The organism is Bradyrhizobium vignae (genome assembly GCF_004114425.1).
In the GTDB taxonomy this organism is placed as follows: Bacteria; Pseudomonadota; Alphaproteobacteria; order Rhizobiales; family Xanthobacteraceae; genus Bradyrhizobium; species Bradyrhizobium vignae.
The window spans coordinates 16283-32840 of the sequence record NZ_RDQF01000002.1; the positions used below are offsets into that span (position 1 = coordinate 16283).

Genomic DNA, 16558 nt, shown 5'->3' on the forward strand with positions numbered 1-16558 from the left:
GAAAATCCACGTCGCCAGCCGGTTCGCAGCCGACGTCAAAATCCAATCAAGAAAGCATCCGGAATTATTCCACCATCAGGTGCTTCCGACCAGACCTATCGTGAGTTGATTTTCACTCGATTACGCGTCAGTTCGCCTCCGCAATGTGGCGAAGCGGCGAGTTCCGCAAATTGCCGCTGCGGGCCGACTTGTTTTGTGCCGGAGCGGAGCGCGGCGTGATCGTCGGCCTGCTCGCTGCCGCGGTGGCCGTGAACGACGAGCAGTATCGGAAATGACGCGCGGGCGCGATACACTGCGCATAAGAGGTCAGGAGGAGCAGCGCATGGCGACCATATTCATCACGGGCAGCACCGACGGCCTCGGCCGGGCGGCGGCGCAATCACTCCTCGATCAAGGTCACCGCGTGGTGCTGCACGCGCGTTCGGCGGATCGTGCCGTAGCGCTTGGCCAACTCACGTCGCGTGCCGCGGGGGTGGCGGTCGGCGATCTCAGAAGTGCGGCAGAGACGAGGAGCATCGCGGATCAGGTCAACGCGATCGGGCGCATGGATGCGGTCATCCACAATGCCGGCGTCTACACGCGGCCGAGCCGTGGCGCGACGCCGGAAGGCCATGCCGAGACCTTCGCCATCAACACGCTTGCGCCGTACATGCTGACGGCCTTGATCGAGCGGCCGGGCCGATTGGTCTATCTCAGCAGCGGACTGCACCGGGACGGAGAGGGTTCGCTCGGCGATCTCGACTGGAGGAAGCGGACTTGGGATGCGGCCAAGGCCTACGCCGAGAGCAAGCTGCACGTCGTCGCTCTGGCCTTCGCGCTGGCACGACGCTGGCCCGAGGTCCTGAGCAACGCCGTCGATCCCGGATGGGTCCGCACGAAGATGGGCGGCGCGGGCGCTCCGGTCGATATCGACACCGGACAACGAACCCAGACCTGGCTCGCGGTGAGCGAGGATTCCGCTGCCTTGGTCAGCGGACGCTACTGGCATCATCTCGCGCAGCAGCAGCCGGCCAGCGAGGCGGCCGATCGGAAATTTCAGGACCAGCTCATCGGTCAATTGAGCGAGCTGACGGGCGTCGAGCTGCCGGAGGTGTAACGCAGGATGTGATGAACACGAAACGCTGCAATGACGGAGGTGCGCTCCCTCTTCCGCAGGACTATCGCAAATGAGAGCTTTTCCGTGCGGCCATCCTTCGAGACGCCCGCTTGAGGCGGACTCCAATGAGATTGCTCCCGTCGATAGCGCCTTTTGCCGCGCGATCGTCGCCTGGCCCCGCGTCCCTACCCGATCGACAGGATCTCGATCTCCTGCGCGCCTGAGCCCACGACGTCTCCGACCGCCTTTGACATCAGCGACCTCGCAACCGGCGAGACGAACGAGATCGAGCCGGCCTTGGGATCAGCCTCGTCCTCACCGACGATACGGTAGGTCTGCACGCGGCCATCGGGGCGGCTGAAGGTCACGGTGCTGCCGAAGGCGACGATTTCGGTCGAGGTCGGATCGGGCATGACCTGAGCGGTGCGTAAGCGTTCGGTGAGATAGCGGACGTCGCGCAGCGGCACCGCCGACTGCCGGCGCTTCTCGTTGACGTCCTCGATGGCTTGCGCGGCTTCATAGGCCTGGCGCGCTTCGGCAAGCTGCGTCTGCAACGCCTTGAAGCCTGCCTCCGTGACGAGGTTCGGATGCGGTGAGATCGGGCGATCCGGCAACAGCGTCTCGGACGCGGTTTCGGCGCTTTCTTCCTTGGTGAAGGCGACGCTCAATTGAATATCCTGTCGAGCTGGTTGGATGGCGACGCCGTGTGCCGCCGCTGCCCGAGACTATATCTCAAGTTCGACGAAACGGCGGAGCTTGAAGACGAGGTCCGGAATCGCCTGGCGGAACCGGGTTGCGTTCTGGAAACTGGTCGAGAACGGCGCGAAGGTGAGCATGGCGTTCCAATTTCGATAGCCGTAGACCGTGACCGAGACGCCAGAGCTCGGGAAATCTTCCAGCTTGCGCAGCTCGCCGAGCACGAGATCGGCGATCGCCTCCGCCGGCAGCAGGCGCTTGCCGTCCCGCGTGGTCGCGATCTGCACAGGCGGCTCGACCGGTTTCGTGGCAGCCGGCGCGGCATCGGGCGCGTTCTCGGCTTTGGCCGCTGCCGGATCGGAGCTGGATGTCGGCCCCACTGCATCCGCCGGCACGATCGGCGGAACCTCGGCGGGCGGAGGCGGTGCAACACTGTCCGCGCGCTTGTTGCCTCCCAGGATGCTGCTGATCATGGCCACAAGGCCAGCATCCTTCACCTCGTCACTCATCATTCCCCCCGGCTTCGCCCTACTTTAGCACTGCTCTCGCAGACCGCCACCGCGGATGTGGGGCCGGAAGCCGCCCGGCCAAGACCGTCGTCGCACCACCGTCGATCCCGCTACTGCTTATCGAACGGAATGTATCGCTGATACTGCTTGGGCACTGAACTGCGGTAGCGCGCAGGCACGGTGCCGGTGTCGATCGAATGATCGATCTCCTGCTGCCGGGTCATCCTCTTCTTCGCCCGCTTCTTCGACGCGCTCTTCTTGGCGTCGGTCGGCTGGCTGGTATCGGTGGTCGCGCCCGGCGTGGTCGACGCGGCTGGCGCAGGGCTTGTCGCCGCAGGCGCGGTGGTCCCGCCGGCGGACGGAGTGGTCTGCGCCAGCACGAGCGACGATTGTGCAAGAAGCGCCAGCGCTGCGGTCGCACCGAGCAAATATGACCTTTGCATCAGAACCTCCAAATGACCTGACCCGAATGAGCAAAAGCGTAGGCCTCCGGGCATGGCGCGTGCAAGTCCGCAGACGGCAAATCCGTTCACGACAAGTCTGCACGATAGGCCGACAACCCGGTGGCGAACTGTGGCCGAGATCACATTGCTCGCCGCGGTTCGCATCATCATGCATGCGTGTTGAACGCGGCGGCCGCTGCGGACACCAAGACGAGCACGACGAAGTGTCGGACAAGTCCCGGAACACGTAGAATGAGCTGGTGTTCCTCATCCCCCGTTCTCGAAGGAGTCTGAAATGCGTCGCACCATCCTCACCCTGGCATCGCTCGCAGCGCTGATCGCCGTCGCATTGCCGGCGGCCCAGGCGCATCCTGCAAACGATCGATATTGCCTGCAGGGCCGCATGTGGGGCTATCCCGGCAACTGCCAGTTCGCGACCTATCAGCAGTGCCAGGCCTCCGCCTCCGGCACGTCGGCCTATTGCGGCATCAATCCGCGCTACGCGTTCGCGCCGCAGCGCTATTACTGACGTGACTGCGGCGTGCGCGCTGTCGCGCGCGCCGCCACAATCTTCCGGTGAAGACGATCGACCGAAAGCCCGGCGAGTCGTCACCGCATGAAGCTGCTTGCGCGCGGCGATGACGAGAATGTTATCCGTCATCGGTCCGGGAAGATTTTGCAAAGCGCCGCCGCAGCTTGCTCGCACCCCTCCGCTTCGGACAGCATCGACATCGCGCACAGTGTGAAGCGACGGCTTGTCGCACGCCGCAATCCCTGATCTAGCTTCGCCTGTATATTCTATTGCGAACAACTTTAGCTTTATTCGTGCCGTCGTGACTTTTCAGAGGAGGTGTTTTCAATGAGCAGCCGCCACGCAATTGTTCCGCGCGGATTGAACGCAACCCGTTCGCCGCTTTCGCAAGGCCGCTTCGGCCGCATGTTCCGCAAGCTCACCCCGGCAACGTTCGGCGTGAACGACGCCGACAATGTCGCGAACCTTTCGGCGCTCGCCGACAAGATGGTCGGCAAGTTCGACGCGCCCAAGGATGGACCGGACGCGGAGGAGAGCGGCATCCCCGCGCTCTACACCTATTTCGGCCAGTTCGTCGATCACGACATCACCTTCGATCCGGTCAGCTCGCTGACGAGGCAGCAGGATCCCGACGGGCTCGTCGACTTCCGCACGCCGTCCTTCGATCTGGACAACGTCTACGGCCGCGGGCCGAACGACCAGCCCTACATGTATGACGGCAACAAGTTCCGCGTCGGCGAGACGCTGAGCGGCGCGGGCGTGCCTGATGCCAACGACCTGCCGCGCTTCAAGGGCCGCGCGCTGATCGGCGATCCCCGCAACGACGAGAACAGCATCGTCTCGCAGTTCCAGGCCCTGATGCTGCGCTTCCACAACCGCATGGTCGACGACAATGACAGCCTGTCGTTCGAGGACGTGCAGCAGCGCGTCCGCTTCCATTATCAATACGTCGTGCTGAACGACTTCCTGCCGCGCATCGTTCACGCCAGCGTGCTGGACGAATTGAAGACCGCGGGCCGCTACGACCGCAGCAAGCTCGCCCACTACCACTGGAAGACCTATCCGTTCATGCCAGTCGAGTTCTCGGTCGCGGCCTACAGGCTCGGGCACTCCATGATCCGACCCGGCTACCGGCTGAACGATGCGGACAACATGCTGCTGCAAATCTTCCCCGATCCGAACAACCCCGACCAAAACGCGCTGACGGGGTTCCGCGCCATGGGCCCGGGGCGCGCCATCGACTGGGGCCGCTTCATCGATCTCGACACGCGCGCTTACGGCGTCGATGACGACGACACCAATCCCGAGAACAAGCGGCGGCTGCAGTTCGCCTATCGCATCGACGCATCGCTGGTGGACCCGCTGCGCAAGCTGCCGCCGGAGGTCGCATCCAATCCGGCGGCGCTGGCGCTGCGCAATCTCGAGCGCGGCTGGCGGCTCGGCCTGCCCTCGGGGCAAGCCGTCGCCAGGGCGATGAACGTGACGCCGCTGGCCGACGACCAGATCGTCATCGGCAAGGCCGTCGACGAGCCCGGCCCCGACGATCCGCAAACCAAGATCGCAAGCATTGCGAACGGCGTGTTTGCCGGCAATTGCCCGCTCTGGACCTACATCCTGGCCGAGGCGCGGCAGTTCCAAACCGCCGTGGCCATTCCCGCCACCGGCGCGCCGGCGGCCGGAATCAACACACCGCAGCTCGGCCCCGTCGGCGGTCGCATCGTGGCCGAGGTCTTCCTCGGCATGCTGTTCGGCGACAACTCCTCCGTGCTGTCACTTGACCCGCAATGGACGCCGGTGACGGGCCCCGGCTTCGCGTTGAAGGACCTCGTCGCCTACGCGCTCGGCCAGGGCGATCCGTTGCACTGAGCGCGCGTGCACAATGAAAGGCCGCTCGCATCGCGCGGGCGTCCTTTCGGCTGAAACTCATTGAAATGAGATTCGGCGAGCCGTCCCTGGTTCACCTCTCCCCGACGGGGAGAGGTGAAACCGTGCCCCGAGCGCGTATCGATTCAACCAAAACTCAGCGTCTAAAGCGCGATGAGATTTGGATGAATCGTCATCGCGCTTTAGCTTGTTGTTTACGCATGATCTTTCCGGAAAACCGCTTCGCACTTTTCCGGATCATGCTTCAATGCGCAGCCCCAAGACCACTCTCCGCAACCCGCGCTGCGAACCAGAGTGACAGCGGCTGATCGACAATGCCACTCACATAGACCTCCGACATGGTCACATGGTGCCTGTCCAGCACCAGGAGAACACCCATCCAGTAGGGAAACCAGACATGCACATCGGTCAGCGCCCGCAGCTTGTGCTGATCGTGATCGAGCGGCGTGTGATTGCTCGCCTTGCGGATCTCAAGCGCGAGCAGGTTGTTCGGGATCTCGCGCTGATGCACGACGACATCGGGATAGATCGACTTGCCGAGATGATCGTCGGTCGAGATGATGGTGCCGTGCGGCAGGTGCAGCGTGCGCTCGCCGAGCCGGTCGTAGTTGCAGTCGACTGACCAGCCCGGAAACTGCTTTTCCAGATGCACGGCGAAGCGGTGCGTCACTGCACGCTCGCCGGCGTCCTTCTCGAACAGGAAACCCTCGTAGGCGTAGACGTCCCTGAGCGCCGCGATCACCTTGTTCAGCTCGGTCTGCATCGTGCCTCCGGGCTCACGGCGCTCTGTCTGTTGGCGCCCTACATCTGGACTTCGATCAGCCGCGGGCCGGGCTCGGCGACGGCCTCAGCCAACGCCTTGTTGAACTCGTCGGCATTGGTGACGGCTCGGCCGGGCACGCCCATACCTTTGGCCAGCGCCACGAAATCCAGCGTCGGACGATCCAGGCGCAGCATGTCGTTGGCGCGCTGGCCGGGCTCGCCGGCGCCGACATTGTCGAACTCGCCGCGGAGGATCTGGTAGATGCGGTTGGCGAAGACGATGGTGACGATGTCGAGGTTCTCGCGCGCCTGCGTCCACAGCGACTGGATCGTGTACATCGCGCTGCCGTCGCCGACCATCGTGATCACCTTGCGGTCCGGGCAGGCGATCGCCGCGCCGATCGACAGCGGCGTCGAGAAGCCGATCGACCCGCCCATGTTCTGGAGCCAGTCGTGCGGGGCGGCCGCCGCCGTCGGCGGGAAGAAGCCGCGGCCGGTGGTCAGGGATTCGTCGACCATGATCGCATTCTCGGGGATCGCACAGGCAATGGCCTGCGCGATCGAGGCGAAGGTGAGCGCGCCGGTCGGCTTGACCAGCTCCTGCAAAGCCTGCGGCTTGACGTCCTTGGCGCTGGCCTTGACAGCGCCGGCAAGCGCTTCCAGCGCCGCGACCGAATTCTCGCCCCAGGAGGTCATGTGGTGCACTTCGCAGCCCTGGGGCTTGAGCATGCTCGGCTTGTTCGGATAGGCGAAGAACGCCACGGGATCATCGGACTCGACCAGCACGATGTGACGGAACCTGGCCAGCATGGGCAGCGCCTGGTCGATGACATAATGGATCCGGTCGATCGAGAAACGGCCGCGGCCGCGCGCCATCTTCGGACGGAAGGTCGGGCCCATCACGGTGCAACCGGTCTTGCCGGCGATGCGCTCGGCCAGCGCCAGACCCTGCTCGCTCAAGGCGCTGCCGGTCATCAGGAGCAGTGTGCCTTCGCCGTCGCCATGCAGGATTCTTGCGGCTAGGTCGACCGCCTGCGGCGAGTAGCTCGCGCGCTGCCGCTCGGCCGGAACCTCGGCGATGCCGTCGGCCTCGTTCCAGGCAGTGTCCGCGGGCAGGATCAGGGTCGCGATCTGCGGCGGCGCGCTTTTGGCGGCGGCAATGGCCGCGGCGCCGTCGGCGGCGACCGATTTGGCATCCGGCGAGGTGCGGACCCAGGATGACATCGGCCGGGCCAGGCCCTCGATGTCCGAGGTCAGCGGCGCGTTGTAGCCGATGTGGTAGACGGCGTGCTGGCCGACGATATTGACGATGCCGGAATTCGCCTTCTTGGCATTGTGCAGATTGGCAAGGCCGTTGGCGAGGCCGGGGCCGAGATGCAACAGGGTCGAGGCCGGCGCGCCCTTCATGCGGAAATAGCCGTCGGCGGCACCGGTCACCACGCCTTCGAACAGGCCGAGCACGCAGCGCATGCCGGGCACGCGGTCGAGCGCCGCGACAAAATGCATCTCGGAGGTGCCGGGGTTGGTGAAGCAGACGTCGACCCCACCCTTGACCATCGTCCGCACCAGGCTTTCCGCACCGTTCATTCTTTCTGCTCCCGTAACCGGCGATTTCGAGTGATCCATCCGACCAATCATTGTTCGCAGGCCCCGTCAAAGCAATAGCGGCCATCGCGGCCCTGCCCCGCGCGTGGATGAGCTGGTTTGGCTAACGCTTTCCGGCAAATTGGCGCGGTTGCCGATTTGGTAACGCCATTCGTTAAGCATGGCGCCCCTCACGGGGCCGTGGCTTGCGAAACCCTCGCGAATATGGCCTCTGGCCTTTGTTGAAGAGATTTTTTTCGGGGGAAACATGATCCGGTTTTTTGCCGCGCCGATCGCCGCTATCGTACTCTTGACCGCCGCGACCGGCGGCGTGCTCGCCGAGGAGTTCGACTCCCGGGACATCATGGGCGGCGGCCCGAACTTCTTCCGCGGCGGCGCGAGCCCGATCCCCCGTTCCACCGTCATCTATAACGGCAACTATGCGCCCGGCACGATCGTGGTGAACACCGCCGAACGCCGGCTGTATCTGGTGCTCCAGAACGGCCAGGCGCTGCGCTACGGCATCGGCGTCGGCCGCGATGGCTTCCGCTGGGGCGGGGTACACAAGATCACCGCCAAGAAGGAATGGCCGGACTGGACGCCGCCGTCGCAAATGCTGGCCCGCCGGCCCGACTTGCCGCGCCACATGAAGGGGGGCATCGAGAATCCGCTCGGCGCCCGCGCCATGTATCTCGGCTCGACGCTCTATCGCATCCACGGCTCCAACGAGCCGGAGACGATCGGCCAGGCCGTGTCCTCGGGCTGCTTCCGCATGACCAATGACGACGTCACCGACCTCTATAGCCGCGTCTCGGTCGGCACCACCGTGGTGGTGCTGAATAACTAACCGGCAGCCAGTCCGCAGGGTGGGCAAAGCCGGCGGATCGCGCGAACGCGGATCCGCCGTGTGCCCACCACTCTGGCGGCCGCGATTGCGGGCGCGTGTATTTGCGGTCTTGTGTGCGCGTCGCGAATACGGCAGCGTTGCACAACGATGAGCGCATTGGACCCGCCCTCGCCCGGCCTTCGCGTCGCCCTGCTGGCGCTCGCAACGTTCACCTGCGTGCCTGACACCGCTACCATGGCCGCGGGCGAACTGCCCGCGATCGCTTCACGCCAGCGCGCCGAGAAGAAGAGCTTCACCGACAACGAGATCGTCGAGGGTTTTTTCAAGACCGCGTTCGGCGCCGAATACCACCTGGCCGGCCGCGTCGACCGCATCCGCAAGTTCGACGGTCCGGTGCGCGTCTACGCCGAGAGCGACCGCGCCGACCGCAAGGCACAGCTCGCAAAAGTCGTGGCCGATATCGGCAAGCGCGTGCAGCATCTCGACATCGCGATGATCGACACCAATGAAGCGGCGAATGTACGGGTGAAGCTGGTGCGCGACCGTGATCTGTTCCGCACCATCTCGAGCTTCTACGGCGTGGAGAAGGCGCGCGAGATCCGCTCCTCGCTCGATCCGCAATGCCTGTCCGGATTCCGCAAGAACGACAATTTCGAGATCGAGCATTCCGACGTCATCCTCACCGTCGACAACGGCGATTTCGTCTTCCTCGACTGCGCCTATGAGGAGCTCCTGCAATCGCTCGGGCCCATCAACGACACCGCGAGCGTGCCCTGGACCATGTTCAACGACAACGTCTCGATGGGCTATTTCGACGTCTACGACCAGTACCTCCTCAACCTGCTGTACGATCCCCGCATCAAGGCCGGCATGACCGTGGCAGAGGTCAAGGCCGTGCTGCCCGCCGTGCTCACCGACGTGCGCGCGTGGGTGAGGCAGGTGAATGATCTGAAGGAGTGAGGCGCTCTTCCCTCTCCCCTTCTTGTGCCTTCTTGTGGGAGAGGGTGGCTCGCCGCGTAGCGGCGAGGCGGCTGAGGGGTTGTCTCCGCAGACTCACTCTCAACTGAATTCGCGGATGGAACCCCTCATCCGGCGCTTCGCGCCACCTTCTCCCAGAAGGGGAGAAGGAAAAGCAGCACCTCTCCGCCCTATTGCACGAGATCCGCGACGGTGGTCGCGGCCTTCAGCCCGGTGCCGGTGAGGACTGCCACTGTGGTCTCGTTCGCCTTGATCAATCCGGCCGCGGACAGCTTTTCCAGCGCCGCGGCCGCGCTCGCGCTGGTCGGCTCGGCGAACAACCCCTGCCGCGCAAGACGGCGCAGGGCGGCGACGATCTCATCCTCGGCGAGCGCGACCGTGCCGCCGCCGCTTTCGCGCAAAGCGGCGATGATCTCGCGCAGGCGCAGGGGGTTCTTGATCGCGGTGCCTTCGGCGATGGTTTTACTGACCTCGCGCGCGACAGGCGTGTCGACGCCGGCCTGAAAACTCGCATCGATCGGCGAGCAGTTGAGCGGCTGCGCCGCGAACAGGCGCGGCAGCTTCGATATCTGCCCGGCTTTCAGGAGCTCGCGGAAGCCGAAGGCGCAGCCGAGCAGGCTGCTGCCGGCGCCGACGGGGACGATGATGTTGTCGGGGGCGCGGAAGCCGAGATCTTCCCAGATCTCGTAGGCGAGCGACTTGGTGCCTTCGAGGAAGAACGGCTGCCAGTTGTGGCTGGCATAAAACGTCTGACTCGACTGGCGGATGGCCTCGGCTTCCGACTCCTCGCGCGGCCCTTCGACGAGTTGCACCGTCGCGCCGTAAGCGCGGACCTGCGCGATCTTGGCCGGCGACGTCGAGGCCGGCGCCAGGATCTTCACGCGCATGCCGCCGGCGGCGCCCAACCCCGCCATCGACGAGCCGCCATTGCCGGATGAATCTTCCAGAATGGCTGAGATGCCGATCTGGCGCAGGAAGGACAGCATCACGGCAGAGCCGCGGTCCTTGAAGCTGCCGGTCGGGTTGAACCATTCGAGCTTGAAGAACGGGCGCAGCTCGCCCCAGCCCTGCTGGACCAGCGGCGTGCAGCCTTCGCCGAGCGTGATCGGCTGCTTGATCGCAACCGGCAGCGCCGCCCGGTAGCGCCAGAGCGAGCGCGTGCGACCTTCGATCTCCTCGCGCGAGATGCCGGTCCCCGGCGTCACCAGCAGTGGCGTGCGCTCGTCCGAGCACCAGCGCGGCTGGTCGAGCGGATAGAGCTGTCCGTTGCGGGGGTCGATATAGCTGGCGGTGGGCATTGGGGTCTCCAGGACAAGGACGAATGCGATTGGGCCAATGAGACCTTTAGTCCGGGATTCGACGCTGGCCGAGCGAAACGATGCATAGCCCCCTTGAAAAGATGAAATATAGAAATATTTCAATTGCTTAAGGCGATCGCGCCGGCAGATCGGCGAGCCCGGCCAGCGCGAGCGCCTGGCGCTGAAGGCGGACTCTGCAGGCCCATTGCTGTCGGGAATTTGGTGGCAAGCGGCCCTGCCCGCCCGGCACGATTAACTTGTCTGTCGTCGCTGGCCGCTACAATATATTGGATTGAGCTTGCGTCGCCGCCATGCTGCGCAAGCGAGCCAGGCCCGTCCGAGCGGCGGGCCGTTGGCTTTTTGGGAGCCTGGACATGAGCCGTGCAAACCGTACCGACCACATCCGCCTGACCTCCCATCCGGAGCCCGGCAGGAAGGCCGCCTTTCCGATCCATTGGGGTGCTGCGGACGCGCGCGCCCGTGGGCCAATCATAGGCACAGTGTCGCGCGCCGGGGATCGCAACGTGATCGGCAGCCATGGCGGGTCCTACGCGATGTACCGCGCGCTCGCCGTCTCCGCCGGCGCGCTCGATCCCATCAGGCGCCCTGACCTGACCAACACTTTTCCGGCCGCAATCATCGGGCCGTTCGAGCAATGGCGCGATCCCACCAAGATCGTTGCGCTCGATCCCTGGGGGCATCTCGTCGCCGAAAACTTCCGCCAGGAGATCGCCGAAGGCGTCGACATTCGCCCCAACATCGCGGTGACGCGGGCGCGGCTGGACCTGCCGGAGATCCGCGAGGCGCTGACCGCAAAACGGCTGCGCGCCGACGGCGAGGTGGTGCATGCCAATGGCAGCGTGTCGGTGGTGAAGATCGCGATCGATCCGGTCTGGTATCTGCCCGGCCTTGCGGCCCGCTTCGGCACCGGCGAGACCGAGTTGCGCCGCACGCTGTTCGAGCAGACTGCCGGCATGTTCCCCGAGCTCGTGACGCGTCCGGACTTGAAAGTGTTTTTGCCGCCGATCGGCGGCACCACCGTCTACCTGTTCGGCGATGTGACAAAATTGCCGGACCATCGCACCAAGATCACCTGCCGCGTGCATGACGAGTGCAACGGCTCCGACGTGTTCGGCTCCGACATCTGCACCTGCCGTCCCTACCTCATCCACGGCATCGAGGAATCCGCGCGCGGCGCGCAGGAGGGCGGGCTCGGGCTCGTCGTCTACAACCGCAAAGAGGGCCGCGCGCTCGGCGAGGTCACCAAATTCCTGGTCTACAACGCGCGCAAGCGCCAGGAGGACGGTGATGCCGCCGCGGCCTATTTTGAACGCACCGAATGCGTCGCCGGCGTGCAGGATGCGCGCTTCCAGCAATTGATGCCCGACACCATCCACTGGCTGGGCCTGAAGCGCATCGACCGCTTCCTGTCGATGAGCGACATGAAATACGACGCGCTGACCTCGCAAGGTATCGACATCGTCGAGCGCGTGCCGATCCCGCCGGAGCTGATTCCGGCCGACGCCTATGTCGAGATCGCCGCGAAGAAGGCCGCTGGCTACTACTCGACCGACATCGCGCCGGAGAAGGACATCGATGGCGTGGTCGGCCGTTCGCTGGAAAAATACTGATCGCGTGATGGCGGACGCTTTGGAATTGCAGGCACGCTCGCTACTCTCCGCAAACGCGGTGCGCGCGCGGGCGGGGCAGATGCTCGAGCTTGGCCTCGCCGGCGGACTCCAGCATTTCACGATCGACCTCGACCGCATGGATGGCGTCGCGGACGCCGTGCTCGCGGTGACGCGAACAGCCTATCCGACGCTGGACATTCCGTTCCATGCGCGCTGGCGCCACTTTGTGCTCGGCGGCGTCGATCGCTGGGCGCAGCTTGCCGGGGCAGCATCATGGCCCGATCGCGCCGCGCGGGCGCGCTCCGAATTCGATCTTGCGATCGTCAGCGTGCTGCTCGATGCCGGCGCGGGTGCGGCGTGGCGCTATCGCGACGCGCTGACCGGCAAAAGCATCGGCCGCTCCGAGGGGCTCGCCATCGCAAGCCTCGACATGTTTGCAGACGGGCTCTTTTCGCGCGATGCGCGGACGCCGTTCAGGGTCGACGCGGAGGTGCTCGCGAAACTGCCCCTCACCTCACTCACATCCGCTTTCCAAGTGACGGACGCCAATCCATTGCTCGGCCTGGAGGGGCGCACCGATCTGCTGCGTCATCTGGGCAAGCTGGTAGCAGAGCGCGCGGACGTGTTCGGCCTGCACGACACGCCGCGGCCGGGCGGCCTGTTCGATCACATCGCGGCGCAAGCCGTCGGCGGTGCCGTCGCTGCGCCCGCCATTCTGTCGGCGGTGCTGAACCAGCTCGGTCTGATCTGGCCGTCACGGCTCGAGGTCGCGGGCGTCCCGCTCGGCGATTGCTGGCGCCATCCGGCGATCAAGGCGGACGACGAAACGGCCGGGCTCGTGCCGCTGCACAAGCTGTCGCAATGGCTGAGCTATTCGCTGATCGAGCCGCTGCAGCGCGCCGGATTTGCCGTCACCGACATCGACGGGCTGACCGGCCTTGCCGAATACCGCAATGGCGGCCTGTTCGTCGATCACGAGGTGCTACGCCTGCGCGATGCCGCGGATGCCGAGCGTGCGCATACGGTGGATTCATTGCTCGTCGTGGAATGGCGCGCGCTGACGGTTGCGCTGCTGGATCGTCTTGCCGAACTGGTGCGCGCCAAGCTCGGTCGCACCCCTGAAACCTTGCCACTCGCCAGTATTTTGGAAGGCGGCAGCTGGGCCGCGGGGCGCGCCATCGCATTTGCGCGCCGCCCCGATGGTTCGCCGCCGCTCAAGGTGATCAGCGACGGGACTGTGTTTTAAACCTTCTCCCCCTGTGGGAGAGGGTGGCTTCGCGAAAGCGAAGCCGGATGAGGGGTATGTCTCCGGGGGCACATCTCTCATTTGGAGTTCGCGGAAAGATACCCCTCATCCGGCGCTTGCGCGCCGCCTCATCCCACAAGGGGAGAAGGAAGAAAGGCATCTCGATCATGGAAGGCGTCACGATCGTCGATCATCCGCTGGTGCAGCACAAGCTGACGCTGGTGCGCGACAAGTCCATCTCGACCAAGTCGTTTCGAGAGCTGATCAAGGAGATCGGCATGCTCTTGTGCTACGAAGTGACGCGCGACCTGCCGCTCGCCGACACCGTCATCGAGACGCCGCTGTCGACGATGCACTCGGCCAAGATCGCCGGCAAGAAGCTGGTGTTCGTGCCGATGCTGCGCGCCGGCACCACCTTCGTCGACGGCATGATGGACCTAGTGCCGACCGCGCGCGTCGCTCATATCGGACTCTATCGCGAGCCGCACAGCTTTGCCGCGGTGGAGTATTTCTTCAAATCGCCGTCGGATCTCGGCGAGCGTCTCGCCATCGTGGTGACGCCTGTCGTCGCCACGGCCAACACGGCTGTCGCCGCCATCGACCGGCTGAAGGAGCGCGGCGCCAGGGACATTCGCCTGGCCTGCCTGATCGCAGCGCCGGAAGGGCTGGAACGGCTGCGTGGATTGCATCCCGATGTGCCGATCTGGACAGCCGCGGTGGACGAAGGTCTCGACGAGAACGGCTTCATCCTTCCGGGCCTCGGCGACGCCGGCGACCGCGCCTACGGGACGCGATAGCTAAACTTTCCCGCTGCCGCAAATGCCCTTCAGCGCCCGCCACTCCTTGTCAGTCAGCAGCGGCGGGCCGCTGGCGGGCCGATCCTCTCTGCTCATGCGCTTGAGGCGGTCCTCGGTCAGCGGGTGGCTGGCGAGGATCGTCGTGAGCGTGGAGCCGCCTTCCTTACCGGTGATGCGGAACATCAATTCGGCCGCGGGCTTCGGCGAGCGGCCGAGCGCATGCATGATCTCGATCGCAAACGTATCCGCGGCAGCCTCGGCCTCGCGCGAATAGGAGGCCTCGACCAGGCTGCGCGACGCGAAGATCACGGCCGACGAGCCGGTGACGTCGCCGAACAAGAGTCCGATCAGGAACGAGGTGCCGCCGTTGTAGAGCAGGCCGCGCATGTTGTCGTGATGCTTGAGATGTCCGAGCTCGTGGGCGAGGATGCCGGCGAGCTCGTCAGGGCTCTCGGCCTTGTCGAGCAGGCCCTTCAGCACGAACACCTTGCCGCCCGGCAGCGCGAACGCGTTCGGCACCGCGGTCGGCAGCACGCCGGCCGTCATGGAATCGTCGTCGAGGCCGGCCGCATCGCGCAGGCGGTTGACGAGCCTGGTGAAGGCCGCCTTGCCCGCGGGATCTTCGCACACACCGCGGCCGAAGATGGCCTTCATCTGCACTTCGGCGGCGTCGCCGATGCGCCGTTCGACGGGTTTCGGCACCAGCGGAGCGAGACGGTCGGCGGCGAGCGGCACGCCGAACAGCACGACGCAGACGATGGAGACGGCGGCGGCGACCGACCAGCCGACGATCTTTGCAATGCCGCGGCGCGACGTCTGATGTTCGTCGAGACGCATGCAGCGGGCGGTCACGTCGGCGGCGAGGGCGGCGTCGCGGATCTCGAGCCGCGCCAGCGGCGGTGCCGACGTCGAGGCCAGCCGCAAAACGCCAGCCGGGCTATCGGCGCGGCGAATGTTGGCGTAGGCCCAGCGCACGTGCGCTCCGTCCTCCTCGACGATTTCGAGCCCATCAGCCAGGGTCAGCATCACCTGCCGTTTGCGGCTCGACACGCCGTCGAAGAAGATGGTCGGCTTCCTAGATTGTGCCGGCGCCTCGGCAAACACATCCGTCACAGCTCAGAATCCCGCAACATCAAGCCCGTCGGCAAAACCTTCGCCGAGCGCGCTTGCAAGCTGACCGCTGCCGCGCACATCCGCCGCAGCCCCGATATTGTGCACCTCGACGGTTTCCAGAACCTTGGCCCAGAGATCGCGCTGGAGATAGACGCGCATGACGATGTTGGCGCCGAGCGCAAGGGCGAAATAGCCGATAACCGTCACCACCAGCATCGGGATGTTCACCCCAGGCGCGGCGCCCTGCGCCGACGGCGCGAGGTCAAGCTTGACGGTGATCGCGATGGCAGCACCGAGATAGGCGCCGTATATGATCGTCAGCAACAACCACCAGCCGATCACTTTCCAGTACAGGCCGTAGAATGCGTGGTGCGGCAAATCCGAGGACAGGCCGACGTCGCCGATGCGGATGCCGTTGAGCCACCAGCGCCACTCGCGCGCCTTGAACTCGGCATAGAGGAACGGCGCAGCCGGGAAGAAGAGCAGCGCGAGCGGCGTGAGAAGCCACAGCCACCAGCCGCGCTTGAAGAACTCCCAGCCATCGCCGTCGAAATCGCCCTGCAGATCGCCGAAATGCGTGTGCTGCATCTTGTAGCGCTCCAGCGACGCCTCCCGCCAAGGCAGCGCCAGACCGAGCGTGAGGAACATCAGCAGGCCCCAGGCCATCGCGCGGGACGAATAGGCCCAGCCGGAGCCGTCCATCCAGAAACGCACGCCGCGCCAGACCGTGCGCGTCAGCCGATAGCGCCGCGCGCGATAGATCGCGAACTGGCCGAACGCGTAAAACGAGACGAACAGCGGCGTCGAGGCAAAACCCTTCCAGCGCTCGAACTCGATGCCGACGAGGAAATAGACGACGTAGATCGGCACCAGAATCGCGAGCGCGACAAGGAAGCCGAACAGAAGTTCCCTGGCCCGCCCGGTGTATTCGGCGGCGTCGCCGTCGATCGCAGTGTTCGACCACAGGTGACGGCGGATGTCGGTGACCAGCCAAAACCGGTAGAAGCCGAAGGTAATGAGCTCCAGCATGGCACCCTTCGTTACCAATTTGCGGAACTCAGAGCGATTGCCGGTGAAATCGACTCGCGTTGGCGGCAGAGGCGGCGGCAACGGTTCGGAGCCGATGGGCACCCATTGCATGT

Annotated in this window: 17 protein-coding genes; 9 read left to right on the plus strand and 8 right to left on the minus strand. The window is 65.1% G+C overall.

Features of this window, described 5'->3' with window-relative positions; genetic code table 11:
* Positions 1-322 precede the first annotated feature (322 nt).
* Positions 323-1096, plus strand: coding sequence for an SDR family NAD(P)-dependent oxidoreductase (locus EAV90_RS01645; protein ID WP_129142404.1), 774 nt, complete (start codon positions 323-325; stop codon positions 1094-1096).
* Between the two features lie 185 nt (positions 1097-1281).
* Here the strand turns inward: EAV90_RS01645 and greA are convergent, their stop codons facing one another.
* The 3 genes from greA to EAV90_RS01660 form a co-directional block, all read right to left on the minus strand.
* Entirely contained in the window at positions 1282-1764 is a 483-nt protein-coding gene (greA, locus tag EAV90_RS01650; protein ID WP_129142405.1) for a transcription elongation factor GreA, read from the minus strand.
* Positions 1765-1821: 57 nt separating this feature from the next.
* Positions 1822-2301, minus strand: coding sequence for a hypothetical protein (locus EAV90_RS01655; protein WP_129142406.1), 480 nt, complete (start codon positions 2299-2301; stop codon positions 1822-1824).
* A 110-nt stretch (positions 2302-2411) separates the two neighbouring features.
* On the minus strand, positions 2412-2744 hold the full coding sequence (locus EAV90_RS01660; RefSeq protein WP_129142407.1) for a hypothetical protein: 333 nt from the start codon (positions 2742-2744) through the stop codon (positions 2412-2414).
* Between the two features lie 295 nt (positions 2745-3039).
* On the opposite strand from EAV90_RS01660, the gene EAV90_RS01665 reads away from it, so the two are divergent.
* The 3 genes from EAV90_RS01665 (at position 3040) to EAV90_RS01670 (ending at position 5142) form a co-directional block, all read left to right on the plus strand.
* Positions 3040-3273, plus strand: coding sequence for a DUF3551 domain-containing protein (locus tag EAV90_RS01665; RefSeq protein WP_129142408.1), 234 nt, complete (start codon positions 3040-3042; stop codon positions 3271-3273).
* 87 nt (positions 3274-3360) lie between these two features.
* A complete protein-coding gene (locus EAV90_RS39205) occupies positions 3361-3522 on the plus strand; it encodes a hypothetical protein (RefSeq protein WP_164936728.1) in 162 nt (53 codons plus the stop codon).
* An 81-nt stretch (positions 3523-3603) separates the two neighbouring features.
* Complete coding sequence (locus tag EAV90_RS01670) at positions 3604-5142, plus strand: peroxidase family protein (protein WP_129142409.1); 1539 nt, start codon at positions 3604-3606, stop codon at positions 5140-5142.
* A 262-nt stretch (positions 5143-5404) separates the two neighbouring features.
* On the opposite strand, the gene EAV90_RS01675 is transcribed toward EAV90_RS01670, so the two are convergent.
* Positions 5405-5923, minus strand: a complete 519-nt coding sequence (locus EAV90_RS01675; protein WP_129142410.1) for a hypothetical protein — start codon at positions 5921-5923, stop codon at positions 5405-5407.
* Between the two features lie 38 nt (positions 5924-5961).
* Entirely contained in the window at positions 5962-7509 is a 1548-nt protein-coding gene (locus EAV90_RS01680) for an acetolactate synthase large subunit (protein WP_164936729.1), read from the minus strand.
* Positions 7510-7774: 265 nt separating this feature from the next.
* On the opposite strand from EAV90_RS01680, the gene EAV90_RS01685 reads away from it, so the two are divergent.
* Both EAV90_RS01685 and EAV90_RS01690 read left to right on the plus strand, forming a co-directional pair.
* Positions 7775-8353, plus strand: a complete 579-nt coding sequence (locus tag EAV90_RS01685) for a L,D-transpeptidase (protein ID WP_162500139.1) — start codon at positions 7775-7777, stop codon at positions 8351-8353.
* A 147-nt stretch (positions 8354-8500) separates the two neighbouring features.
* The gene (locus EAV90_RS01690) at positions 8501-9313 is read left to right on the plus strand and encodes a DUF2927 domain-containing protein (protein ID WP_164936730.1); all 813 of its coding nucleotides are present in this window, start codon (positions 8501-8503) and stop codon (positions 9311-9313) included.
* A 188-nt stretch (positions 9314-9501) separates the two neighbouring features.
* Here the strand turns inward: EAV90_RS01690 and EAV90_RS01695 are convergent, their stop codons facing one another.
* On the minus strand, positions 9502-10629 hold the full coding sequence (locus EAV90_RS01695; RefSeq protein ID WP_129142412.1) for a threonine synthase: 1128 nt from the start codon (positions 10627-10629) through the stop codon (positions 9502-9504).
* A gap of 374 nt (positions 10630-11003) precedes the next feature.
* Here EAV90_RS01695 and EAV90_RS01700 point away from each other — a divergent pair, with 374 nt between their 5' ends.
* The 3 genes from EAV90_RS01700 (at position 11004) to upp (ending at position 14303) form a co-directional block, all read left to right on the plus strand.
* A complete protein-coding gene (locus tag EAV90_RS01700; RefSeq protein WP_129142413.1) occupies positions 11004-12260 on the plus strand; it encodes a GTP cyclohydrolase II in 1257 nt (418 codons plus the stop codon).
* 7 nt (positions 12261-12267) lie between these two features.
* Positions 12268-13506, plus strand: a complete 1239-nt coding sequence (locus EAV90_RS01705; RefSeq protein ID WP_129142414.1) for a URC4/urg3 family protein — start codon at positions 12268-12270, stop codon at positions 13504-13506.
* Positions 13507-13673: 167 nt separating this feature from the next.
* The gene (gene upp, locus EAV90_RS01710; protein WP_122401156.1) at positions 13674-14303 is read left to right on the plus strand and encodes a uracil phosphoribosyltransferase; all 630 of its coding nucleotides are present in this window, start codon (positions 13674-13676) and stop codon (positions 14301-14303) included.
* Here the strand turns inward: upp and EAV90_RS01715 are convergent, their stop codons facing one another.
* Positions 14304-15416 carry a M48 family metallopeptidase gene (locus EAV90_RS01715; RefSeq protein ID WP_122401155.1) on the minus strand — a complete coding sequence of 371 codons (1113 nt, stop codon included), beginning with the start codon at positions 15414-15416 and terminating at the stop codon, positions 14304-14306.
* A gap of 3 nt (positions 15417-15419) precedes the next feature.
* Positions 15420-16556, minus strand: coding sequence for a YjgN family protein (locus EAV90_RS01720; RefSeq protein WP_174221627.1), 1137 nt, complete (start codon positions 16554-16556; stop codon positions 15420-15422).
* Positions 16557-16558: the final 2 nt, after the last annotated feature.

Coding starts and splice junctions, on each gene's coding strand:
- EAV90_RS01700 (WP_129142413.1), top strand. CDS start 11,004: ATGAGCCGTGCAAACCGTACCGACCACATCCGCCTGACCTCCCATCCG.
- EAV90_RS01705 (WP_129142414.1), top strand. CDS start 12,268: ATGGCGGACGCTTTGGAATTGCAGGCACGCTCGCTACTCTCCGCAAAC.
- EAV90_RS01695 (WP_129142412.1), bottom strand. CDS start 10,629: ATGCCCACCGCCAGCTATATCGACCCCCGCAACGGACAGCTCTATCCG.
- EAV90_RS01655 (WP_129142406.1), bottom strand. CDS start 2,301: ATGAGTGACGAGGTGAAGGATGCTGGCCTTGTGGCCATGATCAGCAGC.
- EAV90_RS01720 (WP_174221627.1), bottom strand. CDS start 16,556: ATGCAATGGGTGCCCATCGGCTCCGAACCGTTGCCGCCGCCTCTGCCG.
- EAV90_RS01665 (WP_129142408.1), top strand. CDS start 3,040: ATGCGTCGCACCATCCTCACCCTGGCATCGCTCGCAGCGCTGATCGCC.
- EAV90_RS01660 (WP_129142407.1), bottom strand. CDS start 2,744: ATGCAAAGGTCATATTTGCTCGGTGCGACCGCAGCGCTGGCGCTTCTT.
- EAV90_RS01690 (WP_164936730.1), top strand. CDS start 8,501: ATGAGCGCATTGGACCCGCCCTCGCCCGGCCTTCGCGTCGCCCTGCTG.
- EAV90_RS01680 (WP_164936729.1), bottom strand. CDS start 7,509: ATGAACGGTGCGGAAAGCCTGGTGCGGACGATGGTCAAGGGTGGGGTC.
- EAV90_RS01675 (WP_129142410.1), bottom strand. CDS start 5,923: ATGCAGACCGAGCTGAACAAGGTGATCGCGGCGCTCAGGGACGTCTAC.
- EAV90_RS01685 (WP_162500139.1), top strand. CDS start 7,775: ATGATCCGGTTTTTTGCCGCGCCGATCGCCGCTATCGTACTCTTGACC.
- EAV90_RS39205 (WP_164936728.1), top strand. CDS start 3,361: ATGAAGCTGCTTGCGCGCGGCGATGACGAGAATGTTATCCGTCATCGG.
- EAV90_RS01645 (WP_129142404.1), top strand. CDS start 323: ATGGCGACCATATTCATCACGGGCAGCACCGACGGCCTCGGCCGGGCG.
- upp (WP_122401156.1), top strand. CDS start 13,674: ATGGAAGGCGTCACGATCGTCGATCATCCGCTGGTGCAGCACAAGCTG.
- EAV90_RS01670 (WP_129142409.1), top strand. CDS start 3,604: ATGAGCAGCCGCCACGCAATTGTTCCGCGCGGATTGAACGCAACCCGT.